Source organism: Geobacillus sp. LYN3, assembly GCF_003064505.1.
Taxonomy (GTDB): Bacteria; Bacillota; Bacilli; order Bacillales; family Anoxybacillaceae; genus Parageobacillus_B; species Parageobacillus_B toebii.
The window spans coordinates 215,373-232,556 of record NZ_QCWL01000001.1 but is presented as its reverse complement, the minus strand read 5'-3'; the positions used below and the strand labels follow the sequence as shown (position 1 = coordinate 232,556).

At 39.3% G+C, this 17,184-nt stretch carries 19 protein-coding genes; 18 read left to right on the top strand and 1 reads right to left on the bottom strand.

Annotated elements, in window-relative coordinates; translation table 11 throughout:
• Positions 1-248 precede the first annotated feature (248 nt).
• From DCC82_RS01205 to DCC82_RS01125, 18 genes are all read left to right on the top strand, one after another.
• Entirely contained in the window at positions 249-1,127 is an 879-nt protein-coding gene (locus tag DCC82_RS01205) for a tyrosine-type recombinase/integrase (protein ID WP_015865148.1), read from the top strand.
• Positions 1,128-1,137: 10 nt separating this feature from the next.
• Positions 1,138-1,527, top strand: a complete 390-nt coding sequence (locus tag DCC82_RS01200; protein WP_146177906.1) for a hypothetical protein — start codon at positions 1,138-1,140, stop codon at positions 1,525-1,527.
• On the top strand, positions 1,520-1,825 hold the full coding sequence (locus DCC82_RS01195; protein WP_108430216.1) for a DUF960 family protein: 306 nt from the start codon (positions 1,520-1,522) through the stop codon (positions 1,823-1,825). The genes DCC82_RS01200 and DCC82_RS01195 overlap by 8 nt, the downstream gene beginning before the upstream one ends.
• A 374-nt stretch (positions 1,826-2,199) precedes the next feature.
• On the top strand, positions 2,200-2,925 hold the full coding sequence (locus DCC82_RS01190) for a hypothetical protein (RefSeq protein WP_108430215.1): 726 nt from the start codon (positions 2,200-2,202) through the stop codon (positions 2,923-2,925).
• A 200-nt stretch (positions 2,926-3,125) separates the two neighbouring features.
• Complete coding sequence (locus DCC82_RS01185; RefSeq protein ID WP_108430214.1) at positions 3,126-3,602, top strand: hypothetical protein; 477 nt, start codon at positions 3,126-3,128, stop codon at positions 3,600-3,602.
• 46 nt (positions 3,603-3,648) lie between these two features.
• Positions 3,649-4,167, top strand: a complete 519-nt coding sequence (locus DCC82_RS01180) for a hypothetical protein (RefSeq protein WP_108430213.1) — start codon at positions 3,649-3,651, stop codon at positions 4,165-4,167.
• Complete coding sequence (locus DCC82_RS01175) at positions 4,139-5,851, top strand: DUF927 domain-containing protein (protein ID WP_108430212.1); 1,713 nt, start codon at positions 4,139-4,141, stop codon at positions 5,849-5,851. Before DCC82_RS01180 ends, DCC82_RS01175 begins: the two co-directional genes overlap by 29 nt.
• 111 nt (positions 5,852-5,962) lie before the next feature.
• Positions 5,963-6,826 carry a tyrosine-type recombinase/integrase gene (locus tag DCC82_RS01170; RefSeq protein ID WP_108430211.1) on the top strand — a complete coding sequence of 288 codons (864 nt, stop codon included), beginning with the start codon at positions 5,963-5,965 and terminating at the stop codon, positions 6,824-6,826.
• A gap of 56 nt (positions 6,827-6,882) precedes the next feature.
• Positions 6,883-7,665 carry a hypothetical protein gene (locus DCC82_RS01165; RefSeq protein WP_108430210.1) on the top strand — a complete coding sequence of 261 codons (783 nt, stop codon included), beginning with the start codon at positions 6,883-6,885 and terminating at the stop codon, positions 7,663-7,665.
• 1,031 nt (positions 7,666-8,696) lie between these two features.
• Complete coding sequence (locus tag DCC82_RS01155; protein ID WP_108430208.1) at positions 8,697-11,246, top strand: hypothetical protein; 2,550 nt, start codon at positions 8,697-8,699, stop codon at positions 11,244-11,246.
• Positions 11,247-12,082: 836 nt separating this feature from the next.
• A complete protein-coding gene (locus DCC82_RS01150) occupies positions 12,083-12,670 on the top strand; it encodes a magnesium chelatase domain-containing protein (protein ID WP_233252899.1) in 588 nt (195 codons plus the stop codon).
• On the top strand, positions 12,558-12,917 hold the full coding sequence (locus DCC82_RS18810) for an ATP-binding protein (protein WP_233252898.1): 360 nt from the start codon (positions 12,558-12,560) through the stop codon (positions 12,915-12,917). The genes DCC82_RS01150 and DCC82_RS18810 overlap by 113 nt, the downstream gene beginning before the upstream one ends.
• A 153-nt stretch (positions 12,918-13,070) precedes the next feature.
• Positions 13,071-13,235: a zinc ribbon-containing protein gene (locus DCC82_RS18650; RefSeq protein WP_097353885.1), complete on the top strand. Its 165-nt coding sequence runs from the start codon at positions 13,071-13,073 to the stop codon at positions 13,233-13,235.
• A 115-nt stretch (positions 13,236-13,350) separates the two neighbouring features.
• The gene (locus tag DCC82_RS17860) at positions 13,351-13,905 is read left to right on the top strand and encodes a hypothetical protein (RefSeq protein WP_233252897.1); all 555 of its coding nucleotides are present in this window, start codon (positions 13,351-13,353) and stop codon (positions 13,903-13,905) included.
• Positions 13,802-14,605 (top strand): IS4 family transposase, encoded by an 804-nt coding sequence (locus tag DCC82_RS17855; RefSeq protein ID WP_353652431.1) that lies wholly within the window; start codon positions 13,802-13,804, stop codon positions 14,603-14,605. Before DCC82_RS17860 ends, DCC82_RS17855 begins: the two co-directional genes overlap by 104 nt.
• A 469-nt stretch (positions 14,606-15,074) precedes the next feature.
• Positions 15,075-15,980 (top strand): tyrosine-type recombinase/integrase, encoded by a 906-nt coding sequence (locus DCC82_RS01135; protein ID WP_015865143.1) that lies wholly within the window; start codon positions 15,075-15,077, stop codon positions 15,978-15,980.
• Between the two features lie 73 nt (positions 15,981-16,053).
• Positions 16,054-16,494, top strand: coding sequence for a type II toxin-antitoxin system RelE/ParE family toxin (locus DCC82_RS01130; RefSeq protein WP_015865142.1), 441 nt, complete (start codon positions 16,054-16,056; stop codon positions 16,492-16,494).
• A gap of 20 nt (positions 16,495-16,514) precedes the next feature.
• Positions 16,515-16,808 carry a helix-turn-helix domain-containing protein gene (locus DCC82_RS01125; protein WP_015865141.1) on the top strand — a complete coding sequence of 98 codons (294 nt, stop codon included), beginning with the start codon at positions 16,515-16,517 and terminating at the stop codon, positions 16,806-16,808.
• Positions 16,809-16,962: 154 nt separating this feature from the next.
• On the opposite strand, the gene DCC82_RS18645 is transcribed toward DCC82_RS01125, so the two are convergent.
• Positions 16,963-17,115, bottom strand: a complete 153-nt coding sequence (locus DCC82_RS18645) for a helix-turn-helix domain-containing protein (RefSeq protein ID WP_353620328.1) — start codon at positions 17,113-17,115, stop codon at positions 16,963-16,965.
• Positions 17,116-17,184: the final 69 nt, after the last annotated feature.

Below are 17,184 nucleotides of genomic sequence, written 5' to 3'. Positions count from 1 at the left end.
AATCGTGTCGGTGCTCGTTGCCATAGCCGCAGAAGTAGCGAAAGAACTCACAAAGGATGATTGGACATAACACCAAACGCTAGAGAAAGGAGCGAAAAGGATTGAAAATCTTTCCGTGTCCATATCTGTGCAGTCAACTGTGTACAGATTGCATGATCAAAACAATTATCGACATCATCAAAAAGTAAGAGCCATTGGTGCCAATGCAAGCATCAATGGCTTTTTTGCGTTTTAGGGAGGTGCTTCCATTGCAGGAATTACTCGATGCGTTTAAGCAATGGCTCACAGAGGAAGGAAAGGCACCAAAAACGATTGAGTCTTACGTGGGAGACATCAAAAGCTACCAGCGATTTTTGGGTGAGAAGGCTGTGTCAGACCAGCAGCCTCTCTCTCGCTTTTCCTTTGTGAGATACAAGCAACATTTACTAGACGAAGGATTTGCCGTTGCGACCATCAACAAGAAAATCAATAGCCTAAAGGTGTACAACGACTTCTTGCAAAAGAAAGGAATTGTCAGTGAAAGTTACATTCAACTAAAACGTGACCGGGTACAGATTGCGGCAGGAAGTGAACACGTTGTCACTGCCTTGTCAGAGGAAGAAGTAGAGAAACTGCTGTTTTACCTAGAGGATCGCACCAAAGTCAGTCTCCGAAATAAGCTTATTGCCTACTTGCTTTTGTACACTGGTGTTCGAGTGTCGGAACTCGTCAATATCAAACTTACAGACATAGATGTTCTTACCGCTACTTTGATGATTCGCGGAAAAGGTGGAAAAGTTCGAGAAATAAGCTTACGTCAGGATTTAGTTCAGCTAATAAAAGAGTATCAGATTGGAGAAAGGCAAGAATCCCGCTTTCGTGAAAGTGAATATCTTCTCGTTAGCCAGCGAAGCAAGAAGATGCACCGGGACGCTGTTCGAAATTGGTTAGCGAACATCTCAAAAGATATCGGAATCAAGCTCCATCCGCACTTGTTTCGTCACACGTTTGCAACCAGGCTGCTTCGAAAAGGAGTAGACTTAACCACTGTTAGCAAACTAACAGGGCATTCAACGGTCAACATGACGGCTAAATTCTACATTCAAACCACAAGAGAAGAAAAGAAAGCAGCTGTAGAGCTGTTGTAAGGGAGAGAAGATGATGAAGGTTATACAATGTCTAACAGATATTGAAATGCTCAAGGCGACTGGCCATCTACCGTTACCACTCATACAAGTGATAGAAGAACAATTCATCCTCTTTTACGAGTCAGTAGGGACTGAGGAAGCAATCACTCAGTTTCGCCTATCAACACATGAAGCCATTCTAGTACTAGAAACGAATCAAGAAGTGTCCTTACTGAGGCAGAACATTCTAGACATTGAATTCGTTGAATTTGAATCAGTAGGAGACATAGAGTACTACCGCATTGGAAAAAGAAACGATCAAGAAATCCAGCTCTGCTTTGCTATGAGAGGAGCATTTGATTATCGAAATGAACAATGGTTGGAAGAACAGGCAATGAAAGGGGGATGGGGATATGTTTGAAGCGAGCAAACCAAGATACATGACTAGTACTATTGCTGAAGAACTAGACGAAGAGATACAGAGAATCCTTTGGTCCATCATTGATCAAAGACGAGATCATCAAGAGGAACTAGACTACCTGCAAGTTTTTGAACTTACAGCCAAGAGTGATCAACTAACAATCATCAACAGGCAGGAGCAGCCTCCAATTAAACGAAAGTACCAATATCCATATTCAAACAATAAGAGAATCCTAAAAACGGTCTGGATCATAGAAAGTGGTGACTATTGCATAATGCTCGCTCCATCCGACTACTAGTTTTTCCATAATCAATAGTAAGCTAATAACAATTTTCGAAACAAAGAAGGAAGTATGATGAAAAAATGACTGTTTTCGGAACCATTGTCGGAGAGGTTATAAAAATAGTTTTGGATGAAGCAACTGAAAAGAGTTGAGAAAAGCGGGGGAGTGTAAGTTGTCAATACCACTCTCCCTCATTTTTTGCTAGTTCTAATTATAAGCAATTTTAGAGTACCATAAAAAAATCAAAGGAGAAAAGGTGTATATCATGGGGATTCGGAAGGTGAGTGTTACATGATGATGCTTGCTTGAGATGATGGACATCATATTCAAATTATAGAAATTATGATAAAATACAGACTAAAAGCGATTAAATTGACAGGAGGAAGAAGATGAAAAACTACTACACCATAAAGGATATAGAAAACATTGCAAGCGAAGTTGAGGGGTCTACATTTAAAGGGAGGGCTAACGAATTTATAAAGCAATTAAGTGAAGATTTTGGAATCACTTTCAATAAAGGATTGAATGAGAGGAAGGTTGAAGAGTATCAGTTTTCCGAAGAGGAGAAAGACCTTTTAGTTCTCTTATTGAAGAATAAAAGAAGACATCCGATGGCACATAAAAATACGAAGAAGAATAATGTGACTCTCGAGCAAGTAAGACAGTATCAGCAGTATCTTTTAGAGGATATTGCCAAGTTACCTGATCCGTTAGGCGAAGAATTGGCAGCAGATATAAGAGTAAAACAAGTCGTTGATATTCTAATGACTTTCGATTCTATCAATAAATTAAATGAGAGTTTGGAGTTCTTGTTTTACATGTTGCCAACAGAAAAAGCGATTTCTCTGTTGAAGAAAAGGGAGAAACAAATGAAGGAGCTAGAGAACGAGGCGTTTCTTATGTTGAAAGATTCCATTATTGAAGAAAAACAGCAAGAGCATAGCCAAAAAGGCAAAGACAACCCAACTGAAAAACAGTTACAAAGGTATCTCCAAAAAAGGGCGAAAGAAAAGATCGAGAAAATCCAAAAAGGAATTGATCCCGAAGTACATCTATTGGATCACTTAATATGTCAAAAACTGAAAGAATTAACGGAACGGAATCGAAAAAAGTAGTATCAAAAAATTTGATACTACTTTTTTATTTTTGCGAAAAAGCGAGTAAGGTCAAGTGTTCGAATGATGTAAAAATAATTTGTTATTTTTACACCTAAATACAATCTTCTGATTTTTTGATAGACTCTAGGCAGTTGCTAGCAATAACAAATCAGGAACTAGTTCCTAATCAAATTTAAGATTGGGAGGAAGTAAAGAACATGTCAAAAGAGAATTTCGCAGCAAAAAGAGTGGAAGAAACAGAAGTTGTAGTAGGTGAAAAAACGAATTCACAAGCGCAAGAAGTAGACCTTAGTCGTTTTAGCCCATCGATCAGCAACGGTTCCATTACTGGTACAGGAGAAGCAGGAGTTCTATCGATTATCAACTCAAAAAGCAATGGCAAAAGAATCACACTCTCAAGTCAGTTATTAGAGAAACTCGGTTGCCCACGTCGTGTTCAATTCTCTTTTAGCGATGATGAGATTGCCGTTGGAGAAGAGTTACCTGAAAATACTCACAGCTTTAACGTTAATAAGTATGGTGCTAAAGGTGTCATTTACTCTGCCGGTCTCGTTCAAGAAATTACGGAGCGATTCGATCTAGATTTTACTTCGAGAGTTTCCATTACCTTTCGAGATGTACGTTACGTACCAATTGGTGATAAGAACGTAGCCATTATCACAGTGAGAGAGTAATGGATTATAAGAATCGTGACAGTACAGAGAGGCGGAGGGAAAAGATATGAAAAAATTAGACTTCGATGTTTCCCTAGGTGAGTGGGAAAACGAGTATGAAAGACAATTAGATAAAGGCAACGTGAATGTTGTTGGCTTTGAACTTGTTTTGGTTCAGATTAACTCAAACGATGAGAAAAGATTAGCAGAGATTGCACGTAACAATCCGAAAGTATTGAATAACAGAATGCAATTTGGGTTTTGTGGTGGATATGATTACGTGTTTTACTACGATCTCGAGGAACCAAAGAGAGTACAAGGAGAAAGCGAATTACTAAAATGCCTGATAGAAATTGAAAATGAGATACTCGTTCGCCCATTCTTTGGTTACAACGCTTTTATCAAGCTTGTTACCGAAGTGATAGATCCCTTTCATCCGATGGGGCAACACGTTCACGATGTAACGGTTCGAGTGCTTCGTAGAGGGATTGAAGAGATCATTCTAAAAACACTCAGACTCTTTCCGTTCGGTAACGAAGCGGAAGGAGGGATTCACGATGCGGAAGCCATCAAAGCCCTCTTTTGATAAAAAAATCTCGACTAAAGCTGCCCAAACGATTGAGAGGTACGGCAAATATACATTAAAGAATAATAAGCTATACGTTACGAAAATAGAGGATGGAGAGGAAGTTGAGTATGAGGTTGGAGAATACGTAAAAATCAAAGAAGTAAGACAAGATATCGAAACAAAAAGTGTTTCGCTCATACTCGAATACAGATTTAAAGGGAAAATGCATGAAATCAGCATTTCTCGAAAACAGTTAGAAGTTGCAGAGCTTAAAAAGCTTCTGGAAAAAGGGGTGGATGTCCACGACCATAAAGTAAGAGAAGTGGCGAAGTTTCTCTCCATTCAAGAATCATCCGCTCCCTTTACGCAGGTTCATACAAAACTGGGATGGGCTGTTCATGAAGAACAGCTCATCTACAAACATTATAAAGCAATAAGTAATACAACGTTAAAATCAACCTACGAGGGAGAGCTAGAACTTAAATCCAAAGGAACGCTTGAAGGTTGGATAAAAATCATTAACCAAGAGGTAATCGGAAAAGCTGAGTTAGAGCTTGCTTTGGTGTTAGGTTTTACCGCACCTACGGTTGGAATGGTAGGAGAGGAACTGGATTTGGATACCTTAGTTTTTCACATCTACGGCGATGCAGCTAAAGGGAAAACAACTGCTGCTCGATTAGCTGTTTCAGCCTTTGGAAAGCCAAGTACAAGAAAAGGGGGATTAATTCACTCCTGGAATGGAACGCAAAACGCCTTAATTGGTAGGCTTGCAGATAATAGAGGAGTCCCTGTGGTCTTGGATGAAGCTTCCATGAATCGCATGAAAGATTTTACTGCAATGATCTACCTTATTGCAGGGGGGAAAGAAAAAGACCGAATGACGAAGGAAATAGGCCTTCGTGAACAAAGAACATGGTCAACTTCTGTTATATCAACCGCTGAACATTCTCTTTTGCACAAATCCAATCGAAACATTGGGTTAATGATGCGTTTGTTCGAGTTTGGAAACATTACGTGGACCAAGGATGCTCGAAATGCAGAAGCACTGAAAGAAGGATTGCTGGAAAACTACGGGCATGCTGGTGTAGAGTTTGTTAAATACCTTCTCAAAGTTGGTAAGGATTACGTCTTAGAAAAATGGCGAGACTGGGCAAAGAAATGCTATGATAGCATGCCTCAGGTCGATCACTTCACATCTCGTGTTTCTAACAAACTAGCATTTATCATGGTGACCGCTGATTTAGTTAACGAATCATTAAAGCTAGGACTTAACTTAGATGGGATTATGCAACTACTTGTAGAGCAAGAACAAGAATCAATAGGTAACCGTGATCTTGGAGAAAATGCTTACGATTATTTCAAAGAGATGGTGGTTCAACACCGTTCCAAATTTGTAAGTGATTACTTCCGTGAGAGAAGCTATGAATGTTGGGGTAAGATCACCACAAATGGTTCTTACGTTGAGGTGAATATCTTGACGGAGCCATTTAAAAAGTTAATGGCGGAAGGTGGCTTTGATGATCATCGGATTGTCCTAAAAAGCTGGAAGGATAAGGGTTACCTTATCCATGAACCGAACAAAATGACTCAAAGAAAGCGAATTTCGGCACTCGATAACGAAAAAGGTGTGAAAACTGATCGTGCTGGAAGGGCAACCACCTACTGCGTTCGGTTCAAAAAGCAGGATCTCGATTTTGAATAATCCCGCATAGAAGCAAGGGAATGTCAAGAACCATCAGCACCAGGTCCATTTGCTGTTTTAACAAAGAGTACCTTCTCTGAAGGTACTCTATCATATAAAGGAGGAAATCACATGCTGTTCGTTGAAGCTCGTCAAAAGTTTCTAGTGGGCTTAGTAGCTCAAGACAAAAGTCAAGAAACTATTAACGGATATGACAAAGATTTAGGAATGGTTCAACGATTCCTTGAGTCCAAGTATAATTGTCAAATCTACTTGGAGGACATCAAAACCCAAGACATCGAAGATTACTTGTTGATGTTAAAAGAGGAGAAAGGATACCAACCTGCAAGTAGAAATCGGCATTTGAATACGCTTCGTTCCTTCTACAAATACGCCACTAAAAAAGGATGGGTAAAAGACAATCCAACTCTACCCTTAGAACAAGTCAAAGTACCAAGGAAGGAACGTCAATATTTGACAGAAGAAGAATTTTTTCAACTTCTGGAAGTTATCGATCACCAGCTTATTCAGCTTGTAGTTCGCTTTTTGTACTTTACGGGTCTACGAATCTCAGAATGTCTCAATCTAACCATCGACGATGTCAACCTTGAAGAAGGATGGATACACGTAAGACAAGGAAAAGGGAACAAAGAACGTTTTGTTCCAATTAGTTCGAAACTTAAACCATACCTTGAAGATTATAAAGAGAACTGGAGAGTGGAAACGGACTCTAACATTTTCTTTGCGACAAAGAAAACAGGAAGGCTCTCTGACGTGTACGTTAATCGAGTTCTTGCAGAGGCAACTGCCAAGCTTGGATGGAAAAAGAAAGTAACGTGTCACATCCTCAGACATAGTTTTGCATCGCAGCTCGTTAAAAAGAACGTGAATCCAGTTAACATTCAAAAGCTGTTGGGGCATGCGGATCTAAAAACGACATCCGTCTACGTCCATGCTAACCAAGAACAACTAGCAGAAGCCGTAAATGTACTGTGACTTCCATCGTGAAGTCACTCTTTTTTACAAATAACAAGAAGAAAGGATGGAATAAAATGCTTGTACCTGAAAACGAAAGACCGATCTATGACGAACGAGTAAAAGAAATTCTAAAGGGACTTGCGGAGGGAAAAACAAGGGAGCAACTCGCAAAAGAATTAGGATATAAAAATATGAAATCAATGGATGTAGTGATTAGACGAAAAAACTTTGTGTGGGATAGCCGTGAGCAAAACTACGTACCGAAGATTAAAAAGGGGGTCAACAAGGAGGTAACGTTAGTCGATTCTTCAAAGGCTGGTCAAGTAGTTTCTTTGCTTTCAAAGGAGGGGGCAGATCTAAGAACGATTGCACAGAGGTTAGGTTTTAAAGACCACATGGAACTTGCAAAATACATGACTAGTAGAGGGTACGAATGGGATTCCGAACAAGGAAACTACGTCAAAAAGTTTGGTAAAGTTCAATCCGAAACCGAAAAGGATGAGCCTGTTAAGATCGAACAAGAAAGTAATACAAGCCCTAACCTCAAGGAAGAGTTGGTGGGAAAAGGTGGTTTGGAGCGGTTTCTACCTCTCTTAGAGCTGTTAGAAAAGCATAAGGATAAACTACTAGACCTTGTGATTCCTGGGTCAGAGAAAGGGAAGATACCGAGATACATTGTTCCTGGAGTAGCTAAAACGAAGACGGTTCAGATGATGAATACACTTGATCAACTGGTAGTGGACTTCTCACGCGAGAAAAACATCAGTCAGCGTGAAATCTTTGAGGTAGCCCTGATCGAGTTTTTCAGAAAGTATGGATACGAATACGAGATCGAGAGTTTGTTAGGGGGAATGTAAAACAGCGGTGAAACATCCCGCTGTTTTTTGTCCCCAGTGCCCCTAATGCTTGCCCTAAATTGGAAATTAGGAAATCTCTTGGGGGACAAGGAGTTTCGCGGATTGCCCCTAAATCCCTAGTTTTGGGACAGAGAAAAAAATAAATAAGAGAAAGTGAAAAAGGCAAAGCTAAACAAAACAATGTAAAACTCGGTTATATCTCTTGCTCTTCACTAGTAAGTTGTAAGGGTATAGGGGGTTATCCTTATTTGTTAACTTTTTTTGTTTGACTATTGATAATTTGGGGAATTCATTCTTATATATACAAAGGAAATTTTCAATATGGTAAGGCTCCAACTGTTGAAGTTCTGAAGGGAAAGCATCAATCATAAGATATGGAAATTCTTTATTACCATTTAGAAAGTTTGAATACTTTTGATTTTTACGGGGTTTGTAATTATTACAATTATAAGTAGCATAATTTTTCCTGGACATTTAGAGAATTCCAATTAAGGAGGTTGGACAACCGACTTACTTTTCAAAAGTAGGGAAATCACGTTTTATCGATTGTGCTCTCAAAATTTTCACATGGGCAACTGGGGCGTTTTCATCGTTTTGTTGAGGGACATGGAATGCTGGCCTCCCACTTTATGGGGATTGCTGAGGGTGGGATGGGCAAAATTGAACGGAACTATTTTTCTACCCTCCAATCTCTTTTTGGTTTGAGAGCAGCAATTAGATCTTCGAGTTTGTCCTAAACTCTTTTTGAAACATTCGTGTCTAACACCTTTCTATTGTCGATTTACTGGAAACCTACTTATTGAGCATCTTTTTTATTTTTTCTATTCATTTTCTACTTACAGCAACTTCTCAACTTGATTTTCTATTGAACAACAATTGTTTCGACAACACGCTTTCCAAACTCCTTGAGTCACATGGGTTTTTATTATGGAAGAAAGTCGGATTCTTGAGGTTGCTTTTGTGCGATTGGTGCTAAAAAGTTAGAAGTTAAATTCAACAAAGCTGTTGACACAACAAAAGCTACATTTGAAGTGAAAAAAGGTTCTGTAAAAGTTAATACTGAAACCATCACATTTAATAATGAAAAAACTGCAGCCGTTATTGAACTAACAGGAAAATTAACAGCTGGCGAGTACACTGTGAACGTTACTGGCTTAACTGATCAGGTTTTAACAGCTACTACAACTGTTGAAAATGAAAGAGTTGAAACTGTAAAAATTCTAAGTGAAAATGCAGTTTTGGATAAAGATGGCGAAAATGTTACCGTTGGTTATAAAGTAGAGAACCAATACGGTGAAGATATCACAGCTACAACTGCGTTAACAGCAACTGCAGCTGGTACAGTAGTTAACGGCAATGCAAATCCTTCAAAAGGTGTAGTTACTATACCTGTTAAAAAAGATGGTGTTAAAGAAGGAGATTCAATTGTTTTAACACTTGTGCATGCTGCTAGTGGAAAATCAGCTTCAGCAACGGTAAAAGTATCACCAAAAGCACAAGTTTCTGAAATTGCTATTACTGGTCTTTACAACAAAGATGGTAAGGCTCTAACTGAAACAACTGATCTTTCAAAAGATGCATTCTACTTATTGGTAGAAGGTAAAGATCAATATGGTAATGTAGTAGATGAAGCTGCTCTTGATGCTTCCAATGCTGTACTGATTAATAACACGAATCCTTTAATTGTTAAGGTAGCAACTGATTTTGAAACAATTAAAGTAAATGGAAAAGATGTAACAGCATTGAGACTAAATGGTCCAGTTACAGCTGGCGAAACGACTGTTATGCTGATCTCTACTGCGAGCGGTAAAAATGCTACATTTAAAGTGAAAGTAGCAGAAAGTCAACGTACTGATACAGTAACTTTTGAAGTTCCAGATTTAGTTGTAGCTAATGAAAAACTATTTGTGCCAATCCAAGTTCTTGATAAAGAAGGTAATCTTGTTACAGATGAAAAAGTTCTAAACGATGCAACAAGAGGTATTAAAGTATCTGGTCTTACAAATGCAGTTGTTAAAAAAGTAGATGGAAAAATTGGCGTAGAAGTTCCTGCTGAAAATGTTAAAGAAGGATACATTTCTTTAGTAGCAGTATCTTCTACTGGAAAATCTACTATTGCAAACATTCAAGTTAAAGCAGAAGCAAAACCTGTCCGGGTTGAAGGTGTAACATCTGACATTAAGACAACAGTTCTTACAGGTTCACCTGCTCAAACACTTTCTGTAGATAATGTGAAGATTATTGACCAATATGAGCGCGAAATGTCAGCCGACCAAAAAGCAAAATACTTTACTGGTGACAAAGCTAAATACTCTTTAGTAATCACAGATGAAAACAATGAAGGTGCAGTTAACATTGTTGGGAACAAAATTCTTCCAATTGCTAAAGGTACAGAAAAAGTTACAATTTCAATCAAAGATAAAGAAAAAAATGAGGTACTTACAGGCAGCGAAAAATCAGTTACCTTCCGTGTAACAGATGGCACAGAGTATAAATCATACGAAGTGAAACCTGTCGGCACTGTGTATGATGAAGTAGCTGCTGGTAAAACTGATAATGATGCATATGATAAAGCAGTTGAAGTATATGGTGTGCTTGATGATGGAAGCAAAGTAAAGCTAACACATGGGGTTGACTACACTGTTTCGTCTACAAATGCTAAATTAAATGCTGATGTTGCTGATGGAAAAATTGATGTTGATAAAGCATATACAACATATGGTGATGCAAAAGAAATTAAACTTCCATTAACAGTTACAATCAATGCTACTGGTGAAAAACTTACACAAGAAGTGACAATTTCTAAAGAAGCTCCAAAAGTAACAAAACTAGAAGTTGTGGCTAATGGTAAGGCTGCTGATTTAGCTGCTGGTAAAACAGTTGCTGCACTCGAAAATGTTTCTTATGATGCGGCTAAGGTAAATGCTCCATTTGACTTCTCTGTTTTAGCTGGAGATGTTGCTGATATTGTCGTAACGGATCAATATGGCGTACAAGTTGTATTGACTGGAAATAACGATAAATTCCCTGATGGAACTAAATTTGTAAGCACGTTGACATTCAATAAAGTAGATGGCGAATTGGTATTTGTAAACAATGGTACTGCGTCTGCTAAAGTAACTGAAATTCCAAAAGACTCTGTGTTTAACGTAGTAGTATCTGCAGGTACTTTAACTGCAGGACCAGTTAAAGTAACAGCTACATCAACTTATTCATCAGCTCAAGCTGCTGCACAAAAAGTAGTTGATGATGAAGCTGCTAAATATGAATCTGAAGTGACAATTTCTAAAACTACCAAAGCTGATGAAAATATTACTGCAGTTGTACAAAAATTGAAAAAAGATCAAATAAAAAACGATGGTGTAACTGTTGCTGTTAAATCAATTAAAGAAGATAAAGGTAAGTATTTAACTCTTACTGATGGAGTTCTAAAATTAGCTAAACAAGCTGCTAATGGTGCTACTGATAATACAGCTGTAATCGTATTAAGCTTTACTAAAGATGGTAAAGAAGCTACTAAAGAGGTTACTGTTAAAATCGAACCTCAAGATCAAAACAACGTAACTCAAGGTCAAAACTAATAATTTTGTAGGTTGGGTATCCATCACTGTCTGAGACGGTCCGAATAATGATGAAAGGTCTCGCGGAGAGAAATCTCTGCGGGGCTTTTCTTTTTCCTTTCTTCAATTAAAAGAAAAGGCAAAGCGACCATGGCTTTACCCTGAAATAGATGATATCTAGTCATCCGAAACCTTAATCAACACCTCTTCTCGTTTCCTTTTTATTTCGCTTCTAAAGATACGGACCGCTGAAGAATAAGCACACTCTTAGCCTATTTACTTTTAACTGCTCTTTCCCAGCCAGACTCCAGTTGGTACGGGTCACTACTCGGAAAATGTCAAAAGTCCTGCATAAAATTCCCTCTGCAGGACTTTTTATTCTCTTATACGATGCTATGCCTATGCCACGCCACAAACTGCTTCTTCCTTCTTTTTATTTCTCTCGATCCCATTCCTTCCCACAGTCAGGACATTGCCATTTAATTATTCGATCTTCCTCTAGACTTGATATGCCAATGGGATAGGTGCCTGTCACCGCCCGAAAAATGTCGAAAGGTCTCATAGGGAGAAATCTCTGTGAGGTCTTTCTTTTTTGCGCCTAGAGCTGAAGGGTGCTTGTTGGTAAAAGTACAACCTGAGTAAGTGCCAAGATGCTTGGTAGCTATCCAGTAACTCTGGAGAAATCTTAAGGTTGAAGCCTAGTGACAACGTAACTCCTTATGGAGTGCTTGCAAATAATGGCATGCGTGCCTGTCACCACTCGAAATTTGTCGAAAGATTAAGAATTGAAAAGGAAAAGAAGAAGGAATAGAATAGTATATAAGAACTAATGTTCTGTTTTAAGGAGGAATGAATGAGTGACAGTTAAGATTTCAAGTATTGGATTAAGGGGATTAGAAGGGTATCGTGTGCAGGTGGAGGTGAAGGAGGTGCCGGGGCTTGCGGCGATGGTGATTGTTGGGTTGCCGGATGCATCTGTGAAAGAAGCGAAGGAACGCGTTCTTGCGTCACTTTATTCTTTTGGCTGTGATGTTTTAGATAGGAAAATCATTGTTCATTTGTCTCCACCAGAGCGGAAGAAGCATAGCCCGATGTTTGATTTGGCGATGGCGATCGGGATTTTAAAGGCGAAAGGTCAGATCAAAGAGCTCATTTCTACGGATGATGTGTTTTTAGGAGCTTTATCGTTAGATGGAACGGTTCAGCCGATAGATGGCATGCTTCCTGCTGTATTAGCGGCAAAGAAGCTTGGTTTCAAAAGAATTTATCTCCCCTATGATTCCACACTTCGATTCCACACTTCCTCTTCATCATTTGAAAGATTTCAATTGTGTGTTTGTGCAGACGTTAGAAGAAACGGTTCAATGGCTGCAAGGACAACATGTTCTTCCATTATCTCCGCAACAAACGACTCCCGAACATTTTCATTCTCCATTAAAGAATGATCGAGATTTTCGACATATTATTGGTCATCATCAAGCAAAGCGAGCATTAGAAATCGCTGCGGCAGGCGGGCATAATGTGTTGATGATTGGACCGCCCGGCTGTGGGAAAAGTTTATTAGCGGAAACGTTTCCTACGATTTTGCCGGAGCTTTCCAATGATGCGCAGTTAGAGGTAATCAGTTTGTATCAGCTGGCAGGAGAACCATGTATGAATGGAGGGTATCCACCATTTCGGCATCCTAAATAGGAGGGTGCCTGTCATTCCCTGAATTTTGTCGAAAGAATCGAAAAAAGCAAAATATTGTCAGGTATTAAAAAAATGTTATGATTATCAAGGACAGCCACGATTAAGCAAAATAATCATGGCTATTTTTGTTTTTATTTAATATTAAGAAAGGGGATGATAGTTTTGACTATTATTAGAACAGGTGGTACTGTTGAACAATCTGGAATATATAAATGTACGAAATGTGGAAATGAAATAACGTGCGTAAAAGGTGAGCGTGTACCGCCTTGTCGAAATTGTGGTAATACGGTATTTCGTCTAGTTCGAGCGACTAGATAGGCAAGAGTGGGGGCCCATGTCCATAGCCATCAAGTTAAGAATTTGATCTTTTTTCAGCGCCAAAAACATGGTATCCTTTCTAACGAAAATCATCGTTGGAAAGGATTGTTTTTTGATGGCAAAAAAGATGAAGGCATGGATAAAAACGATTCGTCAACTCTTCTCCTCTGAAGAACTGACCCGTCTGGCCCGGAAAGTCGGATTCATTCAGCGGCAGCGTTCATTAACAGCGGAAGCCTTTCTGACGCTATGTGCTTGGGGAGACGGATCGCTCGCTTGTCAGTCGCTTCAGCGGTTGTGTGCCGATTTGGCGCTCTGGCATGATTGCTCTCTCTCGAATGAAGGACTGAATCAGCGGTTTACGCCTCGTGCCGTGGCGTTTTTAAAAGAGGTCTTTTTTACTCTCCTGATGCATCAACGTCCGGCACTCTCTTCCATCACCGAGACGTATCGCGCTTGTTTCACCCGTCTGCGGATCTTAGACTCTACCAGTTTTTTACTTCCGACCGACTATGGTGAGGACTATCAAGGTTCGGTTTCATCTGGCGCCAAAATCCAATTTGAGTATGAGCTGTTATCGGGCACCTGTCTTCAGCTGTGCGTCCAACAGGCCAATGATTCCGATGCCCGCTTTGCTTATCATACCCAGCACACGATTTTACCCGAATGACCTTTGCATTCGGGATCTGGGGTTTTTTTCACTCGCCACGCTGGCGGAGATCGATGCTCGAGGTGCTTATTATATTACCCGGTTGCGTTCCGATATCAAAGTCTATATCAAACAGGACGGGGAGTGGCACGAATGGGATTGGGAATCGATAGGAAATCGATTGGGCGAGGGGGAAGCCGTGGAAGTGGAACACGTGTATATCGGACACCAACGCCTGTATGTTCCGCGTCTGATTTTTCGCCGTCTCACAGCGGAAGAATGGGAAAAACGGCTGGCGTACGTGCGGAAAAAGGAAAAAAAGAAAGGGAAGGCGCTGTCACGCCAAACCCTTGAACAAAAGAAATATCACATCTTACTGACCAATTTACCACAAGAATCGTTTGATGCGCAACAAGTTTATGAGCTGTATTCGCTGCGCTGGCAAGTGGAGCTGTTATTTAAGGGCTGGAAATCCTTATTTGACCTTGACCGTGTCAAAAAGATGAAGAAGGAACGATTCGAATGCCACTTATATGGGACATTGATTGCCATTTTAGTCACGCAGACTCTTCTGTTCCAAGCCCGAAGGTATTGGCATCAACGGGAGGGAATCGAGATCAGTGAATGGAAAGCGCTTAACATCCTCCAATCGTATTGGCATCGGTTTCTTTTGCATCCCCAAGCGATGGAAACCGCCTTCCATCTCTCCTGTCTCTGTTAAGGAAACACGCGAGGAAAGACCGAAGGAAAGGAGAGGAAACGGTATCGGATCTTTTAAAGAAATTGGGGATATGGTAGTGTGGGTTATGGATATAAATGCCAAATAACCCTCTTCTTGAGGGTTATTTGGCATGCCCAGCATTTGGTTTTCTCTTCATCCTTTGATTGATTTTTCGAACATGCGTATCATCCTAAAAAATTTTATACCGCTAACTTGACGGGTATGGGGGTGATTCCCCCTGATTTATACATAATAATTGGTCGTAGAATTACCATTCTGCGATAAGTAACATTCTAATCAGTTCATAATTGTTCGCAGAATTATTTAAAAGCTTAATTAAAATTGTTCGCATAATTTTTTTCAAAACACTGCTAAAGAATGATGTTTATTAATGTACATTTGATTTTAATATGTCAACCCCAAGCGATAACAGTATCTTCTTAAAAGTATTTGTTTATGGAGGTGTGCCGTGCAACAGTTTATTGACCCATTTGTTCGTTATTTATATGAAGAAGCAAAAGATAAAAAAACAATTGCTTCTTATCGAACAACGGTGGCCCATTTTCTCGAATGGTATGAACAGCGGGAAGGGAACATTATAATAGAAGAAACTCGTCCAGTCGATGTGAAGGAATACATAAGCTACTTGAAGCATCAATGCAAACGAAAGCCAGCAACCATCAACAAATATATTGCTGCACTAAAGGTGTTCTTTTCTTATTTGACTGAGGTAGGCTTGGTAAAAGATAACCCAATGACCAGAATCAAAACGGAAAAAATCGAGTATGCTCAAGGTTCTAGCCAAACAAAATGGTTAACCAAGGAAGAACAAGAACGGTTTATAAGCTATGTTGAGTTAGAGAAGAATGAGTTTAAGCGCCTCCGGAATCTTGCGATTATCGACTTAATGATTTATGCGGGTTTGCGGGTCAACGAAGTGGCATCCTTAGAATTAAGCGATATTCAAGTCAAAGGAAATGATGTTGAAATTATTGTTCGCCAAGGGAAAGGTAATAAATATGCCTCTGTTTTGCTCGTTCAAAAGTATTCAAGAAACCTGAGAAAGTGGTTAAAATACCGTCAAAACCTTGAGAAGAGCACTCATAAAGAATCTCAACGCTTATTCGTATCAGAAAGATCCATGTTTCTAACAGAGCGGGCCATTCAAAAAATGCTAACTAAATACGCGGATTTAGCCAACATGAAGAACATTACCCCGCACCGCTTCCGTCATAGTTTTTGCAAAAACCTAGCCAATGCCGGAACGCCCATTGAAATTATTAGACGGCTTGCTCGGCATGAAAGCATTCAAACAACAGCCATTTATGTAGATGCATCGAAAGAGGAACAGGTGCAAGCATTAAGGAAAATGTAATTATAAATTATTGCTTTTCAGTAGCATAAATGCTATCATATGTATAATAATAATTATTAGTAAAGGGTAGAGGATGTTGTTTGAGGTAATATACACAGGAAATGTAAAGGAATTTGAAAATTATCTATTGAGTAAGGCAGAGCAAGAACTTAGACAAAAAGGTCGTCCGGGTATATGGTGTCGTGTTGCTGATGTATATGCAAGGCAACTTACGATTATTCAACATAATCCATATCCGTCTGATCCGGAGGACAACAGCGTTCCGGACGATATAACTCCTCCGTCATTAAAACATCTTAGCATGAATACTCGTTATGATAATTTTTACAGATGGGGTATAAAGGGTGGAAAAACTGGAAATCACAGGATTATATTTGCAGTTCACAATTTTTCAAAAGTCATATTGCTTCATTATTTCAACAAGCAGTATAACGGAACGATAAGACGAGAGGATATTGAGCCTGCCGAATCAGCATATGAAAGTTATTGCGCTTTTGATCCTTACCTTTATTGATCAACTGGGAGGGAAAAAGAATGAGTGATTTTTTTAAGAAATATGCAGCTATTCGAGGCGAGCAGCATGTTCAAAAACTTCAATTAGAGGGAACTATAGCTGCACAGATCAAAACAAGACGGAAGCAGCTGAATATGTCTCAACAGGAACTTGCAGACCGTATTGGAGTTCCAAAATCCACGATTGGGAGAATTGAAGCGGGGCTTACAAGCCCTAGAGTAGAGACACTTTTTAAAATCTCGCAGGCATTGAATACTCCTTTCATCATTGATGGTACGAGTAGACAGGATCATAACTTGCATGTTCAAGTTTAGCGCATAATTAATACGATTATATTATCGAAGCTGTTCCTTGGAGAGAAAATTCTCCAAGGAACTTGTTTTTTAAGGGAAATGGATAGATGTATGACGTAGTTTGAAATCAAAAAACTTAGCCGCTGGAACACTGCTGAAATGATTAGAATGTTTTTTACATGTTACTTAACCAACTAGAAATTGTTGACTGGGTTCTTCCCAGTATTTCTCCTATTTCCTTTTGCGTAAACCCCTCATTTTTTAGGACTAAAGCCTTTCTCTTTAGTTTATTGTTATGCTCCTTGTTTTTGTTTGCACACGTCGGGATGATGTATAAAATTTTGTGTAAAGCATTTTGCTAGACCAAAAGAAAAAAGGTAGGGTATTCTCTGATTGG